We start from the raw sequence: 15,156 nt of genomic DNA on the forward strand, positions 1-15,156 counted from the left end.
GTTTGGAGGGCAAGAAGAATTTTCGAGAGAAATCTTTACACTCCCCTCGAAAGACCGATAGCCCGGCTTTCACACTCGCCACTTTTCCAACAGCTTCTCGGGACTCAAGCTATCGTAACCCTCAAACGGTTGATGGATCCAGGGGTTGGTCGGCAGGAATTCCACTGAATAGTCTGGCGTGAACGTCGACAAGCCCTTTGTCCAGATGACAGCGCTGCGCAGTTCGGTGATGGGTGCATAGTTGGTCTTCAACATGTTGATCACCGCATGCAAGGTGTGACCCGAGTCCGCAAGGTCATCCACCAGTAGCACCTTGCCTGCGATCTCACCCTTGGGCGTCGTGATGAACCGCGCGATATCCAGATGCCCCTGCACCGTTCCAGCCTCGGCACGGTAAGAACTTGTGGACATGATGGCCAAGGGCTTGTCAAAGATGCGGCTCAAAATATCGCCAGGACGCAACCCTCCCCGGGCAAGGCACAGGATCGTGTCGAACGCCCAGCCCGATTGGTGCACCTTGAGCGCCAGCTTCTCAATAAGACTGTGGTACTCGTCATAGCTGACGTAAAGGTGTTTGCCGTCTTCGGTCAACATGCGGTCGCTCCTGGATAGATAGCTGTGGGTGCGGAAGTCACGGGAAATTGCAAATCATCAACCAGCGACATAAGGGTGACGCATCATGATGGTGTGATCACGGTCGGGGCTCGTGGAGATCATATCGATAGGCACACCCGTAACCTGTTCAATACGCTCCAAATAACGGCGAGCGCTCTGTGGCAATTTGACGTAGTCCGTCACGCCAACGGTGGACTCACTCCAGCCTGGCAATGTCTCATAGATAGGCTTGCAGCGTGCGATATCTTCCGCGCCCATGGGTAGAAGATCGATGTGTTCACCGTCGAGCTCATACCCGGTGCAGAGCAATAGTTCTTCCAGCCCGTCCAGAACATCCAGTTTGGTGATACACAAACCGGAGAGGCCATTGACCTGAGCGCTCCGCTTGAGCAGCGCAGCATCGAACCAACCGCATCGACGACTACGCCCCGTGGTCACACCCTTCTCAGCGCCCACCGTACTCATGTGATACCCAGGCGTACCAGGCACTTCCCAGTCCAGCTCCGTCGGGAAAGGGCCGCCGCCAACGCGGGTGCAATACGCTTTGGTAATACCGAGTATGTAATGCAACATGCCGGGACCGACGCCCGAGCCGGCCGCTGCGTTCCCGGCTACACAATTACTCGATGTGACATAAGGGTAGGTCCCATGATCCACATCGAGTAGCGTACCTTGTGCGCCCTCAAACAGAAGATTGGCACCATCTCGATGGGCGTCATTGAGCTCGCGCGATACATCAGCCATCATGGGCTTGAGCAACTCTGCGTGCCGCATCGCTTCTGCATAAACCACATCGAACTGAACCTTGCCGTCCTCGATATAAGGCTTGAGTGCATCACCAAACGCGAAGGCGCCCGAGCGCAGATAGGTCGTAAGGATATGGTTATGCAGATCCAGCAATTCACGAAGCTTGGCAGCAAACCGCTCGGGGTACTTCAAGTCTTGCACCCGCAGGGCACGACGGGCAATCTTGTCTTCATACGCGGGGCCAATACCGCGACCAGTAGTTCCGATTTTTTCCGTTCCACCCTGTTCACGAGCAGCTTCACGCGCCACATCAATGGCTGCATGGAACGGAAGAATCAGCGGGCAAGCTTCGCTAATTCGCAAGCGTGAACGCACTTCGACGCCTGCTTTTTCAAGGCCTTCGATTTCCTCAAACAGCTTGGCTGCCGACAAGACAACACCATTGCCGATGTAGCACTTGACGCCTGGGCGCATGATGCCACTAGGGATCAGATGCAGCGCCGTCTTGACGCCATTGATGACCAGTGTGTGGCCCGCGTTGTGCCCACCTTGAAAACGGACGACACCTTGTGCACTTTCGGTCAGCCAATCAACCAGCTTGCCTTTGCCTTCGTCACCCCACTGGGTTCCGACCACTACTACGTTGCGACCTTTGGTTGCTTTCATCTCAAACCCAATTCAATTGTCAATTGCTTAAACAGCCTGCACGACCCAGCGGCCCGCAATCTGCACCAGTTCCCGATCACAGTGGAACTCGTCCACTTCGCTCTCATGCCCAGGCAAAACACAAACCACCGTCTCACCAGACGTGCGGAGTTCCGCGATGGCTGCATTCACTTCATCCGACTCTCCCCAGGGAGCACGGATAGCAGCTTTCAATGCCCGTGGAGAGACCACGCCCACTACCTGCTTGATATCCAGACTAAACCCCGCTGCGGGACGATTGCGGCCGAACACAGCCCCCACCTCGTCATAGCGGCCACCTCGAACGAGCGCATCGCTTGCGCCCGGGGCATAGATCGCAAAACGTGCGCCGCTGTAGTAGGCATAGCCACGCAGATCGGCCAGATCAAAAGTGACAGCAGCCCCCTCAAGGCGGGATGCCAGCCAATTCAAATTTGATAGCACTTGAGATATGCCAGGAAAGCGCTGGAAGGCTTTTTGAGCCTCAATCAACACACCCTGGTCACCATAGAGCTGAAGCAACGCCAACAAACCCTCGCGCGACTCCAAAGGGAAATCTCGGGTCAATGCCGCGAGTTCAGCCGCGTCCTTGGCTGCCAGTGCCGCATGGATACCGCTCAACACCTGGGCATTCACGGACACGCCCGCCAGAAGATTGCGCACGATGCGCACATCCGCCAGATCAATCGTGGTGCTGGGCACATTGGCCATGCGCAAGCATTCCCGGGCGAGCTGCAACGCCTCAAGATCAGCTTCCAGCCCAGCATGTCCGAAGATTTCTGCGCCGAACTGGAGCGGCTCGCGGGTGGCATGCGGACGATCAGGCCGGGTATGCAACACTGGCCCGCAATAGCAGAGGCGAGTCACGCCCTTGCGATTGAGCAAATGCGCGTCAATTCGAGCGACCTGGGGGGTAGTGTCCGCTCGAAGCCCCATGGATCGCCCTGAGAGCTGGTCCACGAGCTTGAAGGTCTGGAGATCGAGGGCCTCTCCCGTACCTGTCAGCAGGGATTCAAGATGCTCGAGCAACGGGGGCATGACCAGCTCATAGCCGTAGCAGCGGGCTGTATCAAGCAGCCCGCGACGCAATTCTTCGATGTGCCGTGCTTCGGACGGCAAGACATCGGCAATGTGATCCGGAAGGACCCAAGCAGACATGGAAAAAAGGGGAGGCTGTTAAAACCGTGATTCTACCGGGAGCGGCGAAGAGCCCAGAGAGACTCCACCCGCTACCGGCTCTGGCGCCGTTCAGAACCAGAGCATCAACACGCCAGCAACGATTGCCAGCAAACCGAAAAACCGAATCTGGCCATCCTGCAGCAGCGCAATCTGAGCGACTGCACGTCGCCAACTCTGAGGCGAAAGAAATGGCAGCAGTCCCTCAATCACCAGCACCAAGGCGAGCGCTGCCCAAAGGCTTTCCGAATCCACAGCGGCAGGATGTCGAAAATCAGCAGGGGACTACTTCCGGGGTGCTGCAGGCATAGCCGCAGAGTTTCCACCTCGGAATGTCTTGAAAAACTCTGATGACGAGGGGTCCAGAACCATTACATCGCTCTTCTTGTTGAAGCTGGATTTGTAGGCTTCCAAGCTCCGGTAGAACTGCGCAAACTGCGGGTCCCGCCCAAACGCCTCGGCATAAATGCGCGCGGCTTCGGCGTCACCTTCGCCTTTGATCTTCTGAGCATCCCTGTAGGCATTGGCAATAGTGATCTCACGCTGGCGGTCTGCATCAGCACGAATTTTTTCACCTTCCGCCGCACCCGTAGAACGGAGTTCATTGGCCACGCGTTTGCGCTCGGCCTCCATGCGCCGATACACCGATTCCGTAATCGCCTCCACGTAATCGACGCGGGTAATGCGAACATCGACAACATCCACACCCCACGGCTTGGCGCCACGAACGGTCTCCAGCACTTCACGCTTCACATCCGCCATCAGTGCTTCCCGCTTCAGGGAAAGAAGCTCCTTGACGGTGCGCTTGTTGATTTCCTCCTGGAACGCATTGCGCACCACGCGATTGAGTTGCATCGCTCCGGCACTCTCATCCAGTCCAACGTTGCGGATGTACTCCGTTGGCTCGGAGATGCGCCACCGCACATACCAGTCGATGACCACCCGTTGCTTCTCCGCAGTCAACATGGGCTCCGTGTCACTGCTATCCAGTGTCAAAAGGCGTTTGTCGATGTACGACACGTTTTGAAAAGGCGGGGGCAGCTTGAAATTCAAGCCTGGCTCTGTGATCACTTCCTTGATCTGCCCCAATGCGTAAAGCACACCAAACTGGCGCTGGTCCACCACAAAAAGCATGGAGCTCATCAGGGCCAGCACCACCAAGAGGGTAGATGCAATAAATCCGACTCTGTTCACGAGTTGCTCCTAGCGAGATTCACGATCGCGTGTGCGACTGCTGTCACGCGTGCGGGGGTCATTCGAAAAAGTGGTCGAAGGGGCTGCAGGCACTGCAACGGGGGCCGTAGTATTTGCAGCGGGAGCATCCGATGCCCCCCCTCCGCTAGCGACGCTTTGCATGATCTTGTCCAGTGGCAAATACAACAGGTTGGAACCCTGCCGTGATTCAACCAGCACCTTGGTTACGTTGCCATAAATCTGCTGCATCGCCTCCAGATACATGCGGTCGCGGGTCACCTGTGGAGCCTTCTGATACTCTGCCAGAATCGAAGAAAACCGCTGAGCATCACCTTGTGCCTGGGCAACAATCCGGGCCTTGTAGGCTGCAGCTTCTTCGTTCAAGCGCGATGCGGACCCCACTGCACGCGGAATCACATCGTTGGCATAGGCTTGGGCTTCATTCTTGGCCCGCTCACGCTCCTGCCCCGCTTTGAGGACATCGTCAAAGGAGGCCTGCACCTGCTCAGGTGGACGGACACCACCTTGCTGCAAATTGATACCCACCACCTCGACACCTACCTTGTAGCGATCCAAGATGGTTTGCATGAGTGTGCGGACACGGGGAGCGATCTGATCCCGCTCTTCGGCCAATGCCGTATCCATGCGCATCTTCCCGACCACCTCCCGAACTGCCGTCTCCGCAGCTTGAACCACCGCATCCGAAGGGTTCTTGCTTTCAAACAGCCAAGCGCGGGCGTCACTCAAGCGGTACTGGACCGCAAACTTGATCTCGACGATATTTTCATCTTCCGTGAGCATGGCCGACTCACGCAGACCGGTGCTCTTGATGATGCTGTCTCGCCCCACATCGGCAGACCGAATCTGGGTGACAAAAACCAGTTCGTGGCGCTCGATGGGGTACGGCAAACGCCAGTTAAAACCAGCACCCACGGTGCTTTTGTACTTGCCGAACTGGGTAATGACCGCCTGCTGACCTTCCTGAACAATAAAAAATCCTGTTCCCATCCAGATCACAAAGACGATCCCAGCGATCAGCCCCACGCCCACACCAGCGCTCTTCATATCTGGCTGGAAGCCCCCCCCCGAACTACCACCGTTGCCCGGACCACGGCCACCGCCGTTCTTGGAGCCAAAAAAACCTCCGAGCTTCTTGTTGAGGTCGCGCCAAAGCTCATCAAGGTCGGGCGGCTGTCCATTGCTAGGGCGCTGATCGCCGCCCCGATTGCCAGCAGGAGGAGGCGTAGCAGGACGCTCCTCCGGACGTGCACCGTCGTCTGCCTTGTTATCGTCGCCGCGCCCCCACCGAGGGTCATTCAAATTGAACATGCCCCGAATACGTTCTGGCAGCGAAGCCCAGCGTAGGGTGCGATTTTGAAAATTCATGCGCAAAGTCTCTGGTTCTCTGGATGGCATTGGTAATGCTGGCATTGTGCCCAATCAGGGCGCGGCCCCTGGCAATTCAATGGCGGCATCAGGGGTCATGCATTTTTGAGCGGCAAGTACCCTTAGCGAGAGCGCATGGCGCAGGGCATCCAACCCCTCACCAGAACGAGCACTCACAAACAAGCGCGGGAAGACATGCCCATCCACGTCGTACTGGTCTTCAAGAAGCGGGGGGCGCTGCTCAGCCGGTAGAGAATCCAACTTGTTGAACACAAGTATCTGGGGGATGTCAGCTGCACCAATCTCGTTCAAGACCTTTTGAACCTGATCCATTTGTTCAGGAAAGCCCGGATTGGAAGCATCGACCACGTGAAGCAGAAGGTCCGCATCAATGGCCTCTTGCAACGTTGCCTGGAATGCATCCACCAAGCCATGGGGAAGGTCCCGAATGAACCCTACGGTATCCGAGAGGGATACCGATCGCCCAGCATCGCCCAAATAGAGTTGCCGTGTTGTGGTGTCCAGTGTTGCAAACAATTGGTCTGCAGCGTAGGCGCGAGCCTTCACCAGCGCATTAAAGAGCGTGGACTTACCAGCGTTGGTGTACCCCACCAATGAAATATTGAACGTATCGCGTCGCTCACGCTGCCTTCTCTGGGTGGTCCGCTGGCGCTTGACCTTCACGAGGCGCTCACGCGTGCGCTTGACGGCGTCGCCAATCATCCGACGATCCAGTTCAATCTGTTTTTCACCCGGGCCGCCGCGCGCACCAATGCCCCCTGTCTGGCGCTCGAGATGCGACCAGCGGCGCACAAGGCGGGTGCTGAGATACTGCAATCTTGCCAACTCCACCTGGAGTTTGCCCTCGTGGCTGCGGGCACGTTGCGCGAAGATTTCCAAGATCAACAACGTTCGGTCATTGACTGGAAGCTCAAGGTGACGCTCGAGGTTTCGCTGCTGCGCCGGACTGAGAGACTGATCGAACAAGACTTCCGCCGCGCCATGCATTTGTGCCAACGTACGGATTTCATCCGCCTTGCCACTACCAATAAACAAGGCCGCATCCGGCGCCTTGCGTTTGCACGTCAAGCGGGCGACAGGCTTCATACCAGCTGTCTGGGCAAGCAATCCCAATTCTTCGAGATCGGCGTCGAAGTGAGGAAGACCAAAATCAACCCCAACCAGAAGCACCGGGGTGCCATCTCCCGACGAAGCGGTCATCGATTGCAAAGTAGATTGCCCCCTCGCCCGATCAGGGCAAGACGCGAAAACGGCAACACAAACAACAACTTAAGCGTTGTTGCTATCTGCATCAGAGGTGTCGGCAGTAGAGAAGTTGACCGCGCGGCCCGGCACGATAGTGGAAATGGCATGCTTGTAGACCATCTGGGTGACTGTATTGCGCAGCAACACCACGTACTGATCAAACGATTCGATCTGCCCCTGCAGTTTGATTCCGTTCACGAGATAGATGGAAACAGGAACATGCTCCCGACGCAAAGCGTTGAGGAAGGGGTCTTGCAAAAGCTGGCCTTTGTTGCTCACGATATTCTCCGTGTTCAAAAATGTTGTTGTAAACCAGCACCTTACCACAGCACGGAGCACAACCCTGCCTCAGGATGCATGGCCCTTTGGGAATCCAGCCTTTGACTTAGGCTTCCTCTTTATCAGCGAAAGGGTTGTGCGATGTCTTCATCTCTATCCGGAGCGGTGTACCCACCAAGTCGAATTCCTTGCGGAAGCGGCCCTCCAGAAAGCGCTTGTAGGCATCTGTGACGTGTTCCAACGAATTACCATGGATGATGATCACCGGGGGATTCATGCCCCCCTGATGGGCATATCGCATCTTTGGCCTGAACATGCCGGCGCGTTTCGGGCTCTGAAATTGGACAGCTTCTAGCAACAGGCGCGTCAATACTGGAGTTGACATCTTGCAGGTCGCCGCCTTGTGGGCTTGAGCAATCGATGCCCATACCGGCCCCAAACCCTGCCGTTTTTTTGCAGAAATGAAATGCAAGGACGCAAATTTCAGAAATGCGAGCCGGGTCTCGATAGACCGCTCCAGCAACTGACGCTGGTAGTCATCAACGGCATCCCACTTGTTAACCGCAACAACCACGGCTCTCCCGCTCTCCAAGATGTACCCCGCAATGTGCGCATCCTGATCAGTGACACCCTGGGTAGCGTCGAGCAACAGCAGCACCACATTGGCCGATTCAATGGCTTGGAGCGTCTTGACGACCGAGAATTTCTCTATCGCCTCGAAAACTTTTCCCTTGCGGCGCAATCCCGCCGTATCCACCAATTCAAAGCGCTGCCCATTGCGTTCGAAGGGTACCGTGATCGCATCACGGGTCGTTCCCGGCATATCAAACGCAACCAGACGCTCTTCGCCGAGCCAGGTGTTGATCAGCGTCGATTTGCCAACATTCGGCCGACCTGCCACAGCAAGTTTGATGATGCCTTTGTCAGATTCAACATCAGAGTCGTCAGGGTCAGGAAGCTGAAGCGGCTCCAGCGCAATCTCCACCAGGCTTCGGATACCCTGCCCATGGGCAGCAGACACAGGGTAAACCTCGCCCAGACCCAGCTCATAGAACTCGGCGAGTTGCACGCCTTCCAGCATCCCTTCGGCCTTGTTAGCAACAAGTACACAAGGTTTACCAAGGCGGCGCAAGTAATTCGCGATGTCATGGTCTTGCGCAGATACACCGGCGCGCGCATCCACTACAAAAATGACCACATCAGCTTCGGCAACGGCCTGCTGCGTCTGCTTGGCCATTTCCTTGTAAATTCCGCTCGATGCATCAGGCTCAAAACCGCCGGTATCGATAACGATGTACTCGTGCTTGCCCTGCTTGCCATTGCCGTAATGCCGGTCACGCGTAAGCCCTGCAAAGTCCGCAACAATGGCGTCGCGGGACTTGGTCAGGCGGTTGAAGAGCGTGGACTTGCCGACATTCGGACGCCCCACGAGGGCGATAACTGGCTTCATTAAATAAAATCCATCAATCTGGACGGAATCCGTAGACACCACCATTGCGAGTAACCACCACCAACGTATCTGCGACCACAGCGGGTGCTGCGGCGATGCCAGATCCGTCCGTGGCGATGCGGTTGAGCGGAGAACCATCCGTGCGGGATAGCAGGTGAACGAGGCCTGTGTCGTCCCCGACTACGACGGAGCGGCCCAACAACAAGGGCGCCGTCAGTTTGCGGTGTTTGAGCCTGTCGGTGGCCCACAGACGCGAACCATCGCTGCGACGCCACGCCATGACCGTGCCATTGCCCTCAGCACCGAACAGGGCCTCCCCGTCTCCATGCACGCCATCGGCACCACTGGCGGGTTGCGCCCAGGTCACTGCGCCTCTGGCAGCATTGACACAACCCACAGCCGTCTGGAAGGCACGTGCACAGATGGAATCACCTACTCTGCTGGTACGCCCAACCAACTCAACCAGTCTCTCAACATCATTGGTCCCCCGCGCACTCGCCAAAGGAGCCTCCCAACGAACGCTGCCATTGTCTGGATTCAGACCTACGACACGGCCGGAAAACCCCGCAACCAAGGTGTCTCCAACAGCCAGCAAAACGCCCGCCTGGCGCAAAACCAGAGGCTCACCGGGGCGCTGCTGACTCCAGAGTTTGCGGCCCGACACCGCATCAAATGCCGCCAAAGAACGATCGGCTGAAAGCACAAATACGCGTCCACCCGCAACGAGAGGGGGGGTGAATACTTGAGCAGCCAATGATTGGCGCCACCGCTCGCGGCCAGCATCCAGAACGATCAAGGTGTTGCTGCGGGAAACAACCGCAGCCGATTTTCCGTCGCTACCCACCCCCGCAGACAAAGGCTCTGAAAGCGCTACACGCCAGACGTCGCCACCGGTTCGGGCGTCGATGGCCGCCACAACCCCGTCGGAGGAGGCAACAGTCACCACATTGCCTGCGGAATGGACATCAAGCGGCAATCCAGCAACGCTGCCAATGCGCGCAGTCCAAGCCTGCCGCACACCCAGCACCGCAACATTGGCCCCCAGATCTGCCGGCATCGGCTTGGAGTTCCCGCTGCTCCACAGCGAGCATCCAGCCAATGTGACAACCAGGACCGCTGAAGAAATGCACCGCAGGCCGAACACCCTGCCCTTTGCGCCGTCTTCACAAATGAATGCCATGGCTATTTCACCCCATCAATGGATCCGGCTGCAGCTACTGCAACACCTTGTGGAGAAACACCCAGAGCACCGAGCTTTACCTCCACAAGACGACGGTACTCCACCCCCTCTTCGAAGGACTTATAGGCCTTGGCATACTCCGCAATAGCTTCCGCACGCTTATCCTGCAGCAGATAAATGTCTCCCTTTCGATCTGCAAAGACCGCTTCAAACTCCAAAGGAGCGCTTCCAGACAACTGCTTGAGTGCGTCGTCGTAGTTTTTTTGATCCATCAGCACGCTGGCCAAGCGAACCTTGGCCAAGGCCTTGAGACCATCATCTCCCGACTGAGCAGCCACCCAGGCAAGCGCCTCCTTGGCGCCATCAGCATTGCCTGCCTCAACCATGGTCTTGGCCAATGCAAGCCCCGCCTGACTGGCCTGGGTAGTGCCCGCATACTTAGCCTTGAGGTCGGCAAACGCCTGAGCCATGCGCGCCTGGTCACCCGCTCGGGCAGCCACGTCTACAGCATCGTAGAGCGCTGCGGCCTGACTTGCCTGCCGGTTCTGCCAATACTGGTATCCGTTCCAGGCGACCAAGGAGCCTGCCACCAAAATCAGCACGGAGCTGATGAGGGTGCCCCAGGTGTTCCAGAAATGCTTGAGCTGATCAAGCTGCTCTTGTTCTTCGAGATCAAGGTGATTTGCCATGGAATGTGTTCTGTTTAGCGGTTGGATTGTAGGTTGGAGGCCCAATCGGCCAGGGAATCTAGCGGATGGTCAGCCTGTGCACCCACACCATCGCGCAATGACTTGACGACAACCATCCCCCGGGACAGCTCATCCTCCCCAAAGACCAGCGCGTGCTGCGCGCCACTCCCATCTGCCTTCTTGAATTGGGATTTCATGCTGCCCATACCCTCGCCCCCAGCAGGCGCGGCATGCATCTGCACACTGAGGCCCAACTGCCGCAGGCGCTCAATGGTGATCACAGCCACGGGCAGCGCCGCCGCAGAGGGAATCACGGCATAGACATCAGGTACAAGGGCTGGGACCGTGCTGGTCTGCTCCTTGAGCAGTTCAAGCACACGCTCAACCCCCAGCGCCCAACCCACCGCCGGGGCCGCCTTGCCACCGATCTGCTCTATCAGGTAGTCGTAGCGACCACCACCGCAAATGGTGCCCTGCGACCCCAGCTGATCAGTGACAAACTCAAAGACCGTAAGGTTGTAGTAGTCCATGCCCCGAACCAGCCGGGGGTTCACGGCCCAGGCCACACCGTTGGCGCTCAGAATGGACTTCACAGCATCAAAGTGCGCGAGCGACTTTGGCCCCAGAAAATCAATCAATCGAGGCGCAGCCTCCACCACGGCCTGCATAGCGGGGTTCTTGGTATCCAGAATGCGCAACGGATTGCTATGCAAACGCCGACGCGCCTCCTCATCCAGCACCTCGACATGCTGTTCCAGGTACGAAATCAGCGCCGCTCGATGCGCCTTGCGTTCATGCGGTTCACCCAGGCTGTTCAGTTCCAGGCGCACGTTCTGCAACCCCAGTTCGCGCCACAGCGAGTGGGCCAGAAGAATCAACTCCGCATCGACCTCCGCACCAGGAAAGCCGAGCGCTTCAGCGCCAATCTGGTGAAATTGGCGATACCGCCCGCGCTGCGGACGCTCATGGCGGAACATGGGCCCCATGTAGTAGAGCCGCTTGCCTCCGTCATACAGCATGGAATGCTCAGCGACTGCGCGAACCACCCCTGCAGTCGCTTCGGGACGCAAAGTGAGATGCTCGCCATTGAGACGATCCTCAAATGAGTACATCTCTTTTTCGACGATGTCCGTGACCTCACCGAGGCCACGAACAAACAGCGCCGTGGGCTCAACAATCGGCGTACGGATGTTGCGATAGGCATATCGAGCCATAAGGGTGCGGACCTTGGACTCCAGCCACTCCCATCGGGCGGATTCAGGAGGCAGGATATCGTTCATGCCTTTCACGGCCACCAGCTTTTCCGGCTTGGTCGACGAAGCGCTTTTTTCGTTACTCACAACTGTTCTTTTCTCTATCTGGCAACTATTCGAAGGACATCACCCACCATCTCAAGATAGCGGCTTAGTATCAATCAGGGTAAGGCGAGCAACGCTCAGGACAAAGTCACAGCGGCGGCGCCAAAACGCTTTTCGATGTACTGCTCGACAATTTGGTGGAATTCATGGGCGATGTTGTCACCCCGCAGCGTCATCGCCTTCTCGCCATCAATGAACACAGGGGCTGCTGGCGCCTCCCCCGTACCAGGCAGGCTGATGCCGATGTCCGCGTGCTTGCTCTCACCAGGCCCATTGACAATGCATCCCATCACCGCAACACGCAAGTTTTCGACGCCAGGATAGCGAACGCGCCATACAGGCATCTGGGCACGCAGAAAATCATCAATCTGCTTGGCGAGGTCCTGGAACGTGGTGCTGGTAGTGCGACCACAGCCAGGACACGCCGTGACACTGGGAACAAATACACGCAAGCCCAGAGCCTGCAGTATTTCGGAGGCCACCACCACCTCCTGTGTGCGCGCTTCACCGGGCTGTGGCGTCAGAGACACGCGAATGGTGTCACCAATACCCTCCTGCAGCAACACAGACAACGCAGCAGCCGACGCTACTGTGCCTTTGGTTCCCATGCCTGCTTCCGTGAGTCCCAGGTGCAAAGGGTAGTCGCAGCGGCGTGCCAGTTCACGGTACACAGAAATCAGGTCCTGCACACCGCTGACTTTGCAGGACAAGATGATTTGGTTGCCATCAAGGCCCATTTCTTCGGCCCGGCGCGCAGATTCAATGGCCGAGGTAATCAACGCCTCGTACATCACCTGGCGTGCTTCCCAAGGAGTAGCACGGCGGCTGTTGGCATCCATCAAATCAACCAGCAAGTCCTGGTCAAGGCTGCCCCAATTCACACCAATACGCACGGCTTTGTTCCAGCGAATGGCTGCATCGATCATCTGGCCGAACTGCCGAACCCTCTTGTCGCCCTTGCCTACGTTGCCGGGATTGATGCGGTACTTGGAGAGCGCCTGTGCGCACTCAGGAAAATCCGTAAGAAGCCGGTGCCCGTTGTAGTGAAAGTCCCCCACCAAGGGGACGCTTTCTCCCATACGGTCCAATTGTTCACGAATGTAGGGTACTGCCGCTGCGGCCTCAGGGGTGTTCACCGTGATCCGGACGAACTCCGAGCCGGCCTGCGCCAGTTCCTTGACCTGAATGGCCGTGCCAATGGCATCCACGGTGTCTGTGTTGGTCATGGACTGCACTCGCACCGGAGCATCCCCGCCCACGGTCACCACGCGCGATCCCCACACAATCCTGGCTTGGCGGGACCGTCGTGGCAAGGGGGACGCCACCGCAATGGGCTCCATCTCACAAGGTAACCGTTCCATTATTTCACCTCGAAGCGAGCTACGTTCTCACGGGACACAGGCGTCAAGTCAAAAGGCTTTCCGCGCACGAATACCTCTGTCACGTCGGCACGACCAATCACCACGGCCAGCGGCATTTGGCCTGCGACAGACACCGACTCACCCGCCGCAAGATTCCTTTGCAACGCCACGGTGCCTGCGGAATCACGCACCTGCACCCAGGATTCGCTGCGCGCGCGCAGCACCAATGCCCCGGCCGGTGGCGTTGTAGCGCTTGCCGCCTCCACTGGGGCTGACGCAGCGTTGTTAGTAGCGGCAGCCGCAACGGCGGGAGCCGCGTCTGTGCGACCTGCCACTGACGGCAGAGAAACGTCGGGGATGCGCTGGGCAGCAGCGGGGATTGCATCCGACGCACCCGTGACAGCAGGGGCGGCCTGCTGCTCGACCACATTGGCCGGCGGTTGGATCGATGCGGGGGCAACAAGCGAGCTCGTTACACCGTCCTGCTGCCTGGGGAAAAAGACCAGAATCAGTGCCCCCACCAGCAGCGCCAAAACCACCACCGTTACGGACCGTGAGGTAGACCCGGAGGAAAAGGAAGCCGATGAGGAAGACGATTTCCCGATACTGCCTTTCACCGGAGCGTTCAATCCCGCACTGTCTGTAGCCAAGCGAGGGCTTTTACTTTGTGGCAACAGCGACAGAATGGGGGCTGGGTCCAACTTGAGCGTTCTGCACATGCTGGAGGCAAGCGCACGCACAAACACTGTATCGGGCAAGGCCTCATAGTTATCCGCCTCCAGCGCCTCCAGCTTGCTGACTGGCACTTTCAGTGCCACAGCCAAGGCAGCGATGTGCATACCAGACGCTTGTCGCGCCTCCCTCAGCAAACTACCCGCTGTCACCCCACCACTTTCCAAAACCTCACTCATTGAAAGCCCCACGCTCGTATGCACCCAACTCCCGTGAGTCCGGGAAACGCTTGCGCAACTGGTCAGCCAGTTGCTTCATGGCCACGGAATCACCCAAAGCGCGCTCAACCTTGATCCCCAGCCACAACGACTCGGAATTGGCGTACTGGCTGTTGTTGAGCCGCCGGATATAGAACTGAGACCGGGTCAATTCATTGCGACGCAACAAAAGTGCCGCGAGGTGATAACCGACCACAGGGTTTGCCGCATCCAGTTCATAAGCTTTCAGCAGCGACTGCTCGGCCTCCGCAAACTGGCCAGCGCCTGATTGGCACAGGCCTTGGGCCATCAAGGTCTTGCTGCGTGCTGTGTATGCAGGATTTGCGAGAGCCCGACCAAAATGCTGATTCGCCTCGGCGTACTTTTGCTGCTGGCACAACAACCAACCGTAGTTGTGCAGCAGATTGGGATCTCCGCCCCGCAGCGCCAATGCTCGGCGAAAACTGTCGTCCGCCTGGGCAAAATCGCTCAACCTCATGTAGATGAGGCCACGAAGATTGAATGCATCGGCGTAGGTGGGATCAGCTGCAAGCGCCTGCTTGACTTCATCGAGCGCCACGGCCGTCTGACCATTCTCAAAATAGTTGGAAGCAAGCTCCAGACGGATACGGGCGCGGCGCCGCGTCTCTGGCTCATCAGACGGGGTGATCATTCCCGCGTTGGCGTCGGCGGTCTGCATGCCACTATTGGTTGCACACCCTTGAAGCGCAGCCACGCAGGCCACCACGCCACATGCCGTGAGCGTCCAGCGGCCCCATTGCTGCCAGCGTCCAACCAATCTCACCATGTAGAGCCTCCTTGAAGTATGCCGATTGCTTGTT

15 protein-coding genes are annotated in these 15,156 nt (G+C 57.7%); all 15 read right to left on the reverse strand.

Annotated features, from left to right (window positions below):
• Positions 1-69: 69 nt before the first annotated feature.
• Positions 70-594: a phosphoribosyltransferase gene (locus AC2YJX_RS11310; RefSeq protein ID WP_121420591.1), complete on the reverse strand. Its 525-nt coding sequence runs from the start codon at positions 592-594 to the stop codon at positions 70-72.
• A gap of 57 nt (positions 595-651) precedes the next feature.
• A complete protein-coding gene (locus AC2YJX_RS11315; RefSeq protein ID WP_487256104.1) occupies positions 652-2,028 on the reverse strand; it encodes an adenylosuccinate synthase in 1,377 nt (458 codons plus the stop codon).
• Between the two features lie 27 nt (positions 2,029-2,055).
• Complete coding sequence (locus AC2YJX_RS11320; protein ID WP_487256105.1) at positions 2,056-3,204, reverse strand: ATP phosphoribosyltransferase regulatory subunit; 1,149 nt, start codon at positions 3,202-3,204, stop codon at positions 2,056-2,058.
• A 90-nt stretch (positions 3,205-3,294) separates the two neighbouring features.
• Complete coding sequence (locus AC2YJX_RS11325) at positions 3,295-3,477, reverse strand: DUF2065 domain-containing protein (RefSeq protein ID WP_218301789.1); 183 nt, start codon at positions 3,475-3,477, stop codon at positions 3,295-3,297.
• Between the two features lie 30 nt (positions 3,478-3,507).
• Complete coding sequence (gene hflC, locus AC2YJX_RS11330) at positions 3,508-4,416, reverse strand: protease modulator HflC (protein WP_055398652.1); 909 nt, start codon at positions 4,414-4,416, stop codon at positions 3,508-3,510.
• Between the two features lie 9 nt (positions 4,417-4,425).
• The gene (gene hflK / locus AC2YJX_RS11335; RefSeq protein ID WP_487256106.1) at positions 4,426-5,802 is read right to left on the reverse strand and encodes an FtsH protease activity modulator HflK; all 1,377 of its coding nucleotides are present in this window, start codon (positions 5,800-5,802) and stop codon (positions 4,426-4,428) included.
• Positions 5,803-5,856: 54 nt separating this feature from the next.
• Positions 5,857-7,023, reverse strand: coding sequence for a GTPase HflX (hflX, locus tag AC2YJX_RS11340; protein WP_487256107.1), 1,167 nt, complete (start codon positions 7,021-7,023; stop codon positions 5,857-5,859).
• Positions 7,024-7,092: 69 nt separating this feature from the next.
• The gene (gene hfq, locus AC2YJX_RS11345; protein WP_010464175.1) at positions 7,093-7,347 is read right to left on the reverse strand and encodes an RNA chaperone Hfq; all 255 of its coding nucleotides are present in this window, start codon (positions 7,345-7,347) and stop codon (positions 7,093-7,095) included.
• 106 nt (positions 7,348-7,453) lie between these two features.
• Entirely contained in the window at positions 7,454-8,797 is a 1,344-nt protein-coding gene (gene der, locus AC2YJX_RS11350; RefSeq protein WP_228899703.1) for a ribosome biogenesis GTPase Der, read from the reverse strand.
• Between the two features lie 13 nt (positions 8,798-8,810).
• The gene (gene bamB / locus AC2YJX_RS11355) at positions 8,811-9,977 is read right to left on the reverse strand and encodes an outer membrane protein assembly factor BamB (protein WP_487256108.1); all 1,167 of its coding nucleotides are present in this window, start codon (positions 9,975-9,977) and stop codon (positions 8,811-8,813) included.
• A 2-nt stretch (positions 9,978-9,979) separates the two neighbouring features.
• Complete coding sequence (locus AC2YJX_RS11360) at positions 9,980-10,666, reverse strand: YfgM family protein (RefSeq protein ID WP_055398657.1); 687 nt, start codon at positions 10,664-10,666, stop codon at positions 9,980-9,982.
• A 14-nt stretch (positions 10,667-10,680) separates the two neighbouring features.
• On the reverse strand, positions 10,681-11,946 hold the full coding sequence (gene hisS / locus AC2YJX_RS11365) for a histidine--tRNA ligase (protein ID WP_487256354.1): 1,266 nt from the start codon (positions 11,944-11,946) through the stop codon (positions 10,681-10,683).
• 155 nt (positions 11,947-12,101) lie between these two features.
• Entirely contained in the window at positions 12,102-13,364 is a 1,263-nt protein-coding gene (gene ispG, locus AC2YJX_RS11370) for a flavodoxin-dependent (E)-4-hydroxy-3-methylbut-2-enyl-diphosphate synthase (RefSeq protein ID WP_487256355.1), read from the reverse strand.
• A 20-nt stretch (positions 13,365-13,384) separates the two neighbouring features.
• Positions 13,385-14,224 (reverse strand): RodZ domain-containing protein, encoded by an 840-nt coding sequence (locus AC2YJX_RS11375; RefSeq protein WP_487256109.1) that lies wholly within the window; start codon positions 14,222-14,224, stop codon positions 13,385-13,387.
• A gap of 64 nt (positions 14,225-14,288) precedes the next feature.
• Complete coding sequence (gene pilW / locus AC2YJX_RS11380; protein ID WP_228899687.1) at positions 14,289-15,122, reverse strand: type IV pilus biogenesis/stability protein PilW; 834 nt, start codon at positions 15,120-15,122, stop codon at positions 14,289-14,291.
• Positions 15,123-15,156 lie beyond the last annotated feature (34 nt).

Source organism: Acidovorax sp. SRI_002 (assembly GCF_057586455.1).

Coding starts and splice junctions, on each gene's coding strand:
- pilW (WP_228899687.1), bottom strand. CDS start 15,122: ATGGTGAGATTGGTTGGACGCTGGCAGCAATGGGGCCGCTGGACGCTC.
- hflX (WP_487256107.1), bottom strand. CDS start 7,023: ATGACCGCTTCGTCGGGAGATGGCACCCCGGTGCTTCTGGTTGGGGTT.
- AC2YJX_RS11320 (WP_487256105.1), bottom strand. CDS start 3,204: ATGTCTGCTTGGGTCCTTCCGGATCACATTGCCGATGTCTTGCCGTCC.
- hisS (WP_487256354.1), bottom strand. CDS start 11,946: ATGAACGATATCCTGCCTCCTGAATCCGCCCGATGGGAGTGGCTGGAG.
- AC2YJX_RS11310 (WP_121420591.1), bottom strand. CDS start 594: ATGTTGACCGAAGACGGCAAACACCTTTACGTCAGCTATGACGAGTAC.
- ispG (WP_487256355.1), bottom strand. CDS start 13,364: ATGGAGCCCATTGCGGTGGCGTCCCCCTTGCCACGACGGTCCCGCCAA.
- hflK (WP_487256106.1), bottom strand. CDS start 5,802: ATGAATTTTCAAAATCGCACCCTACGCTGGGCTTCGCTGCCAGAACGT.
- der (WP_228899703.1), bottom strand. CDS start 8,797: ATGAAGCCAGTTATCGCCCTCGTGGGGCGTCCGAATGTCGGCAAGTCC.
- AC2YJX_RS11360 (WP_055398657.1), bottom strand. CDS start 10,666: ATGGCAAATCACCTTGATCTCGAAGAACAAGAGCAGCTTGATCAGCTC.
- AC2YJX_RS11315 (WP_487256104.1), bottom strand. CDS start 2,028: ATGAAAGCAACCAAAGGTCGCAACGTAGTAGTGGTCGGAACCCAGTGG.
- bamB (WP_487256108.1), bottom strand. CDS start 9,977: ATGGCATTCATTTGTGAAGACGGCGCAAAGGGCAGGGTGTTCGGCCTG.
- AC2YJX_RS11375 (WP_487256109.1), bottom strand. CDS start 14,224: ATGCACATCGCTGCCTTGGCTGTGGCACTGAAAGTGCCAGTCAGCAAG.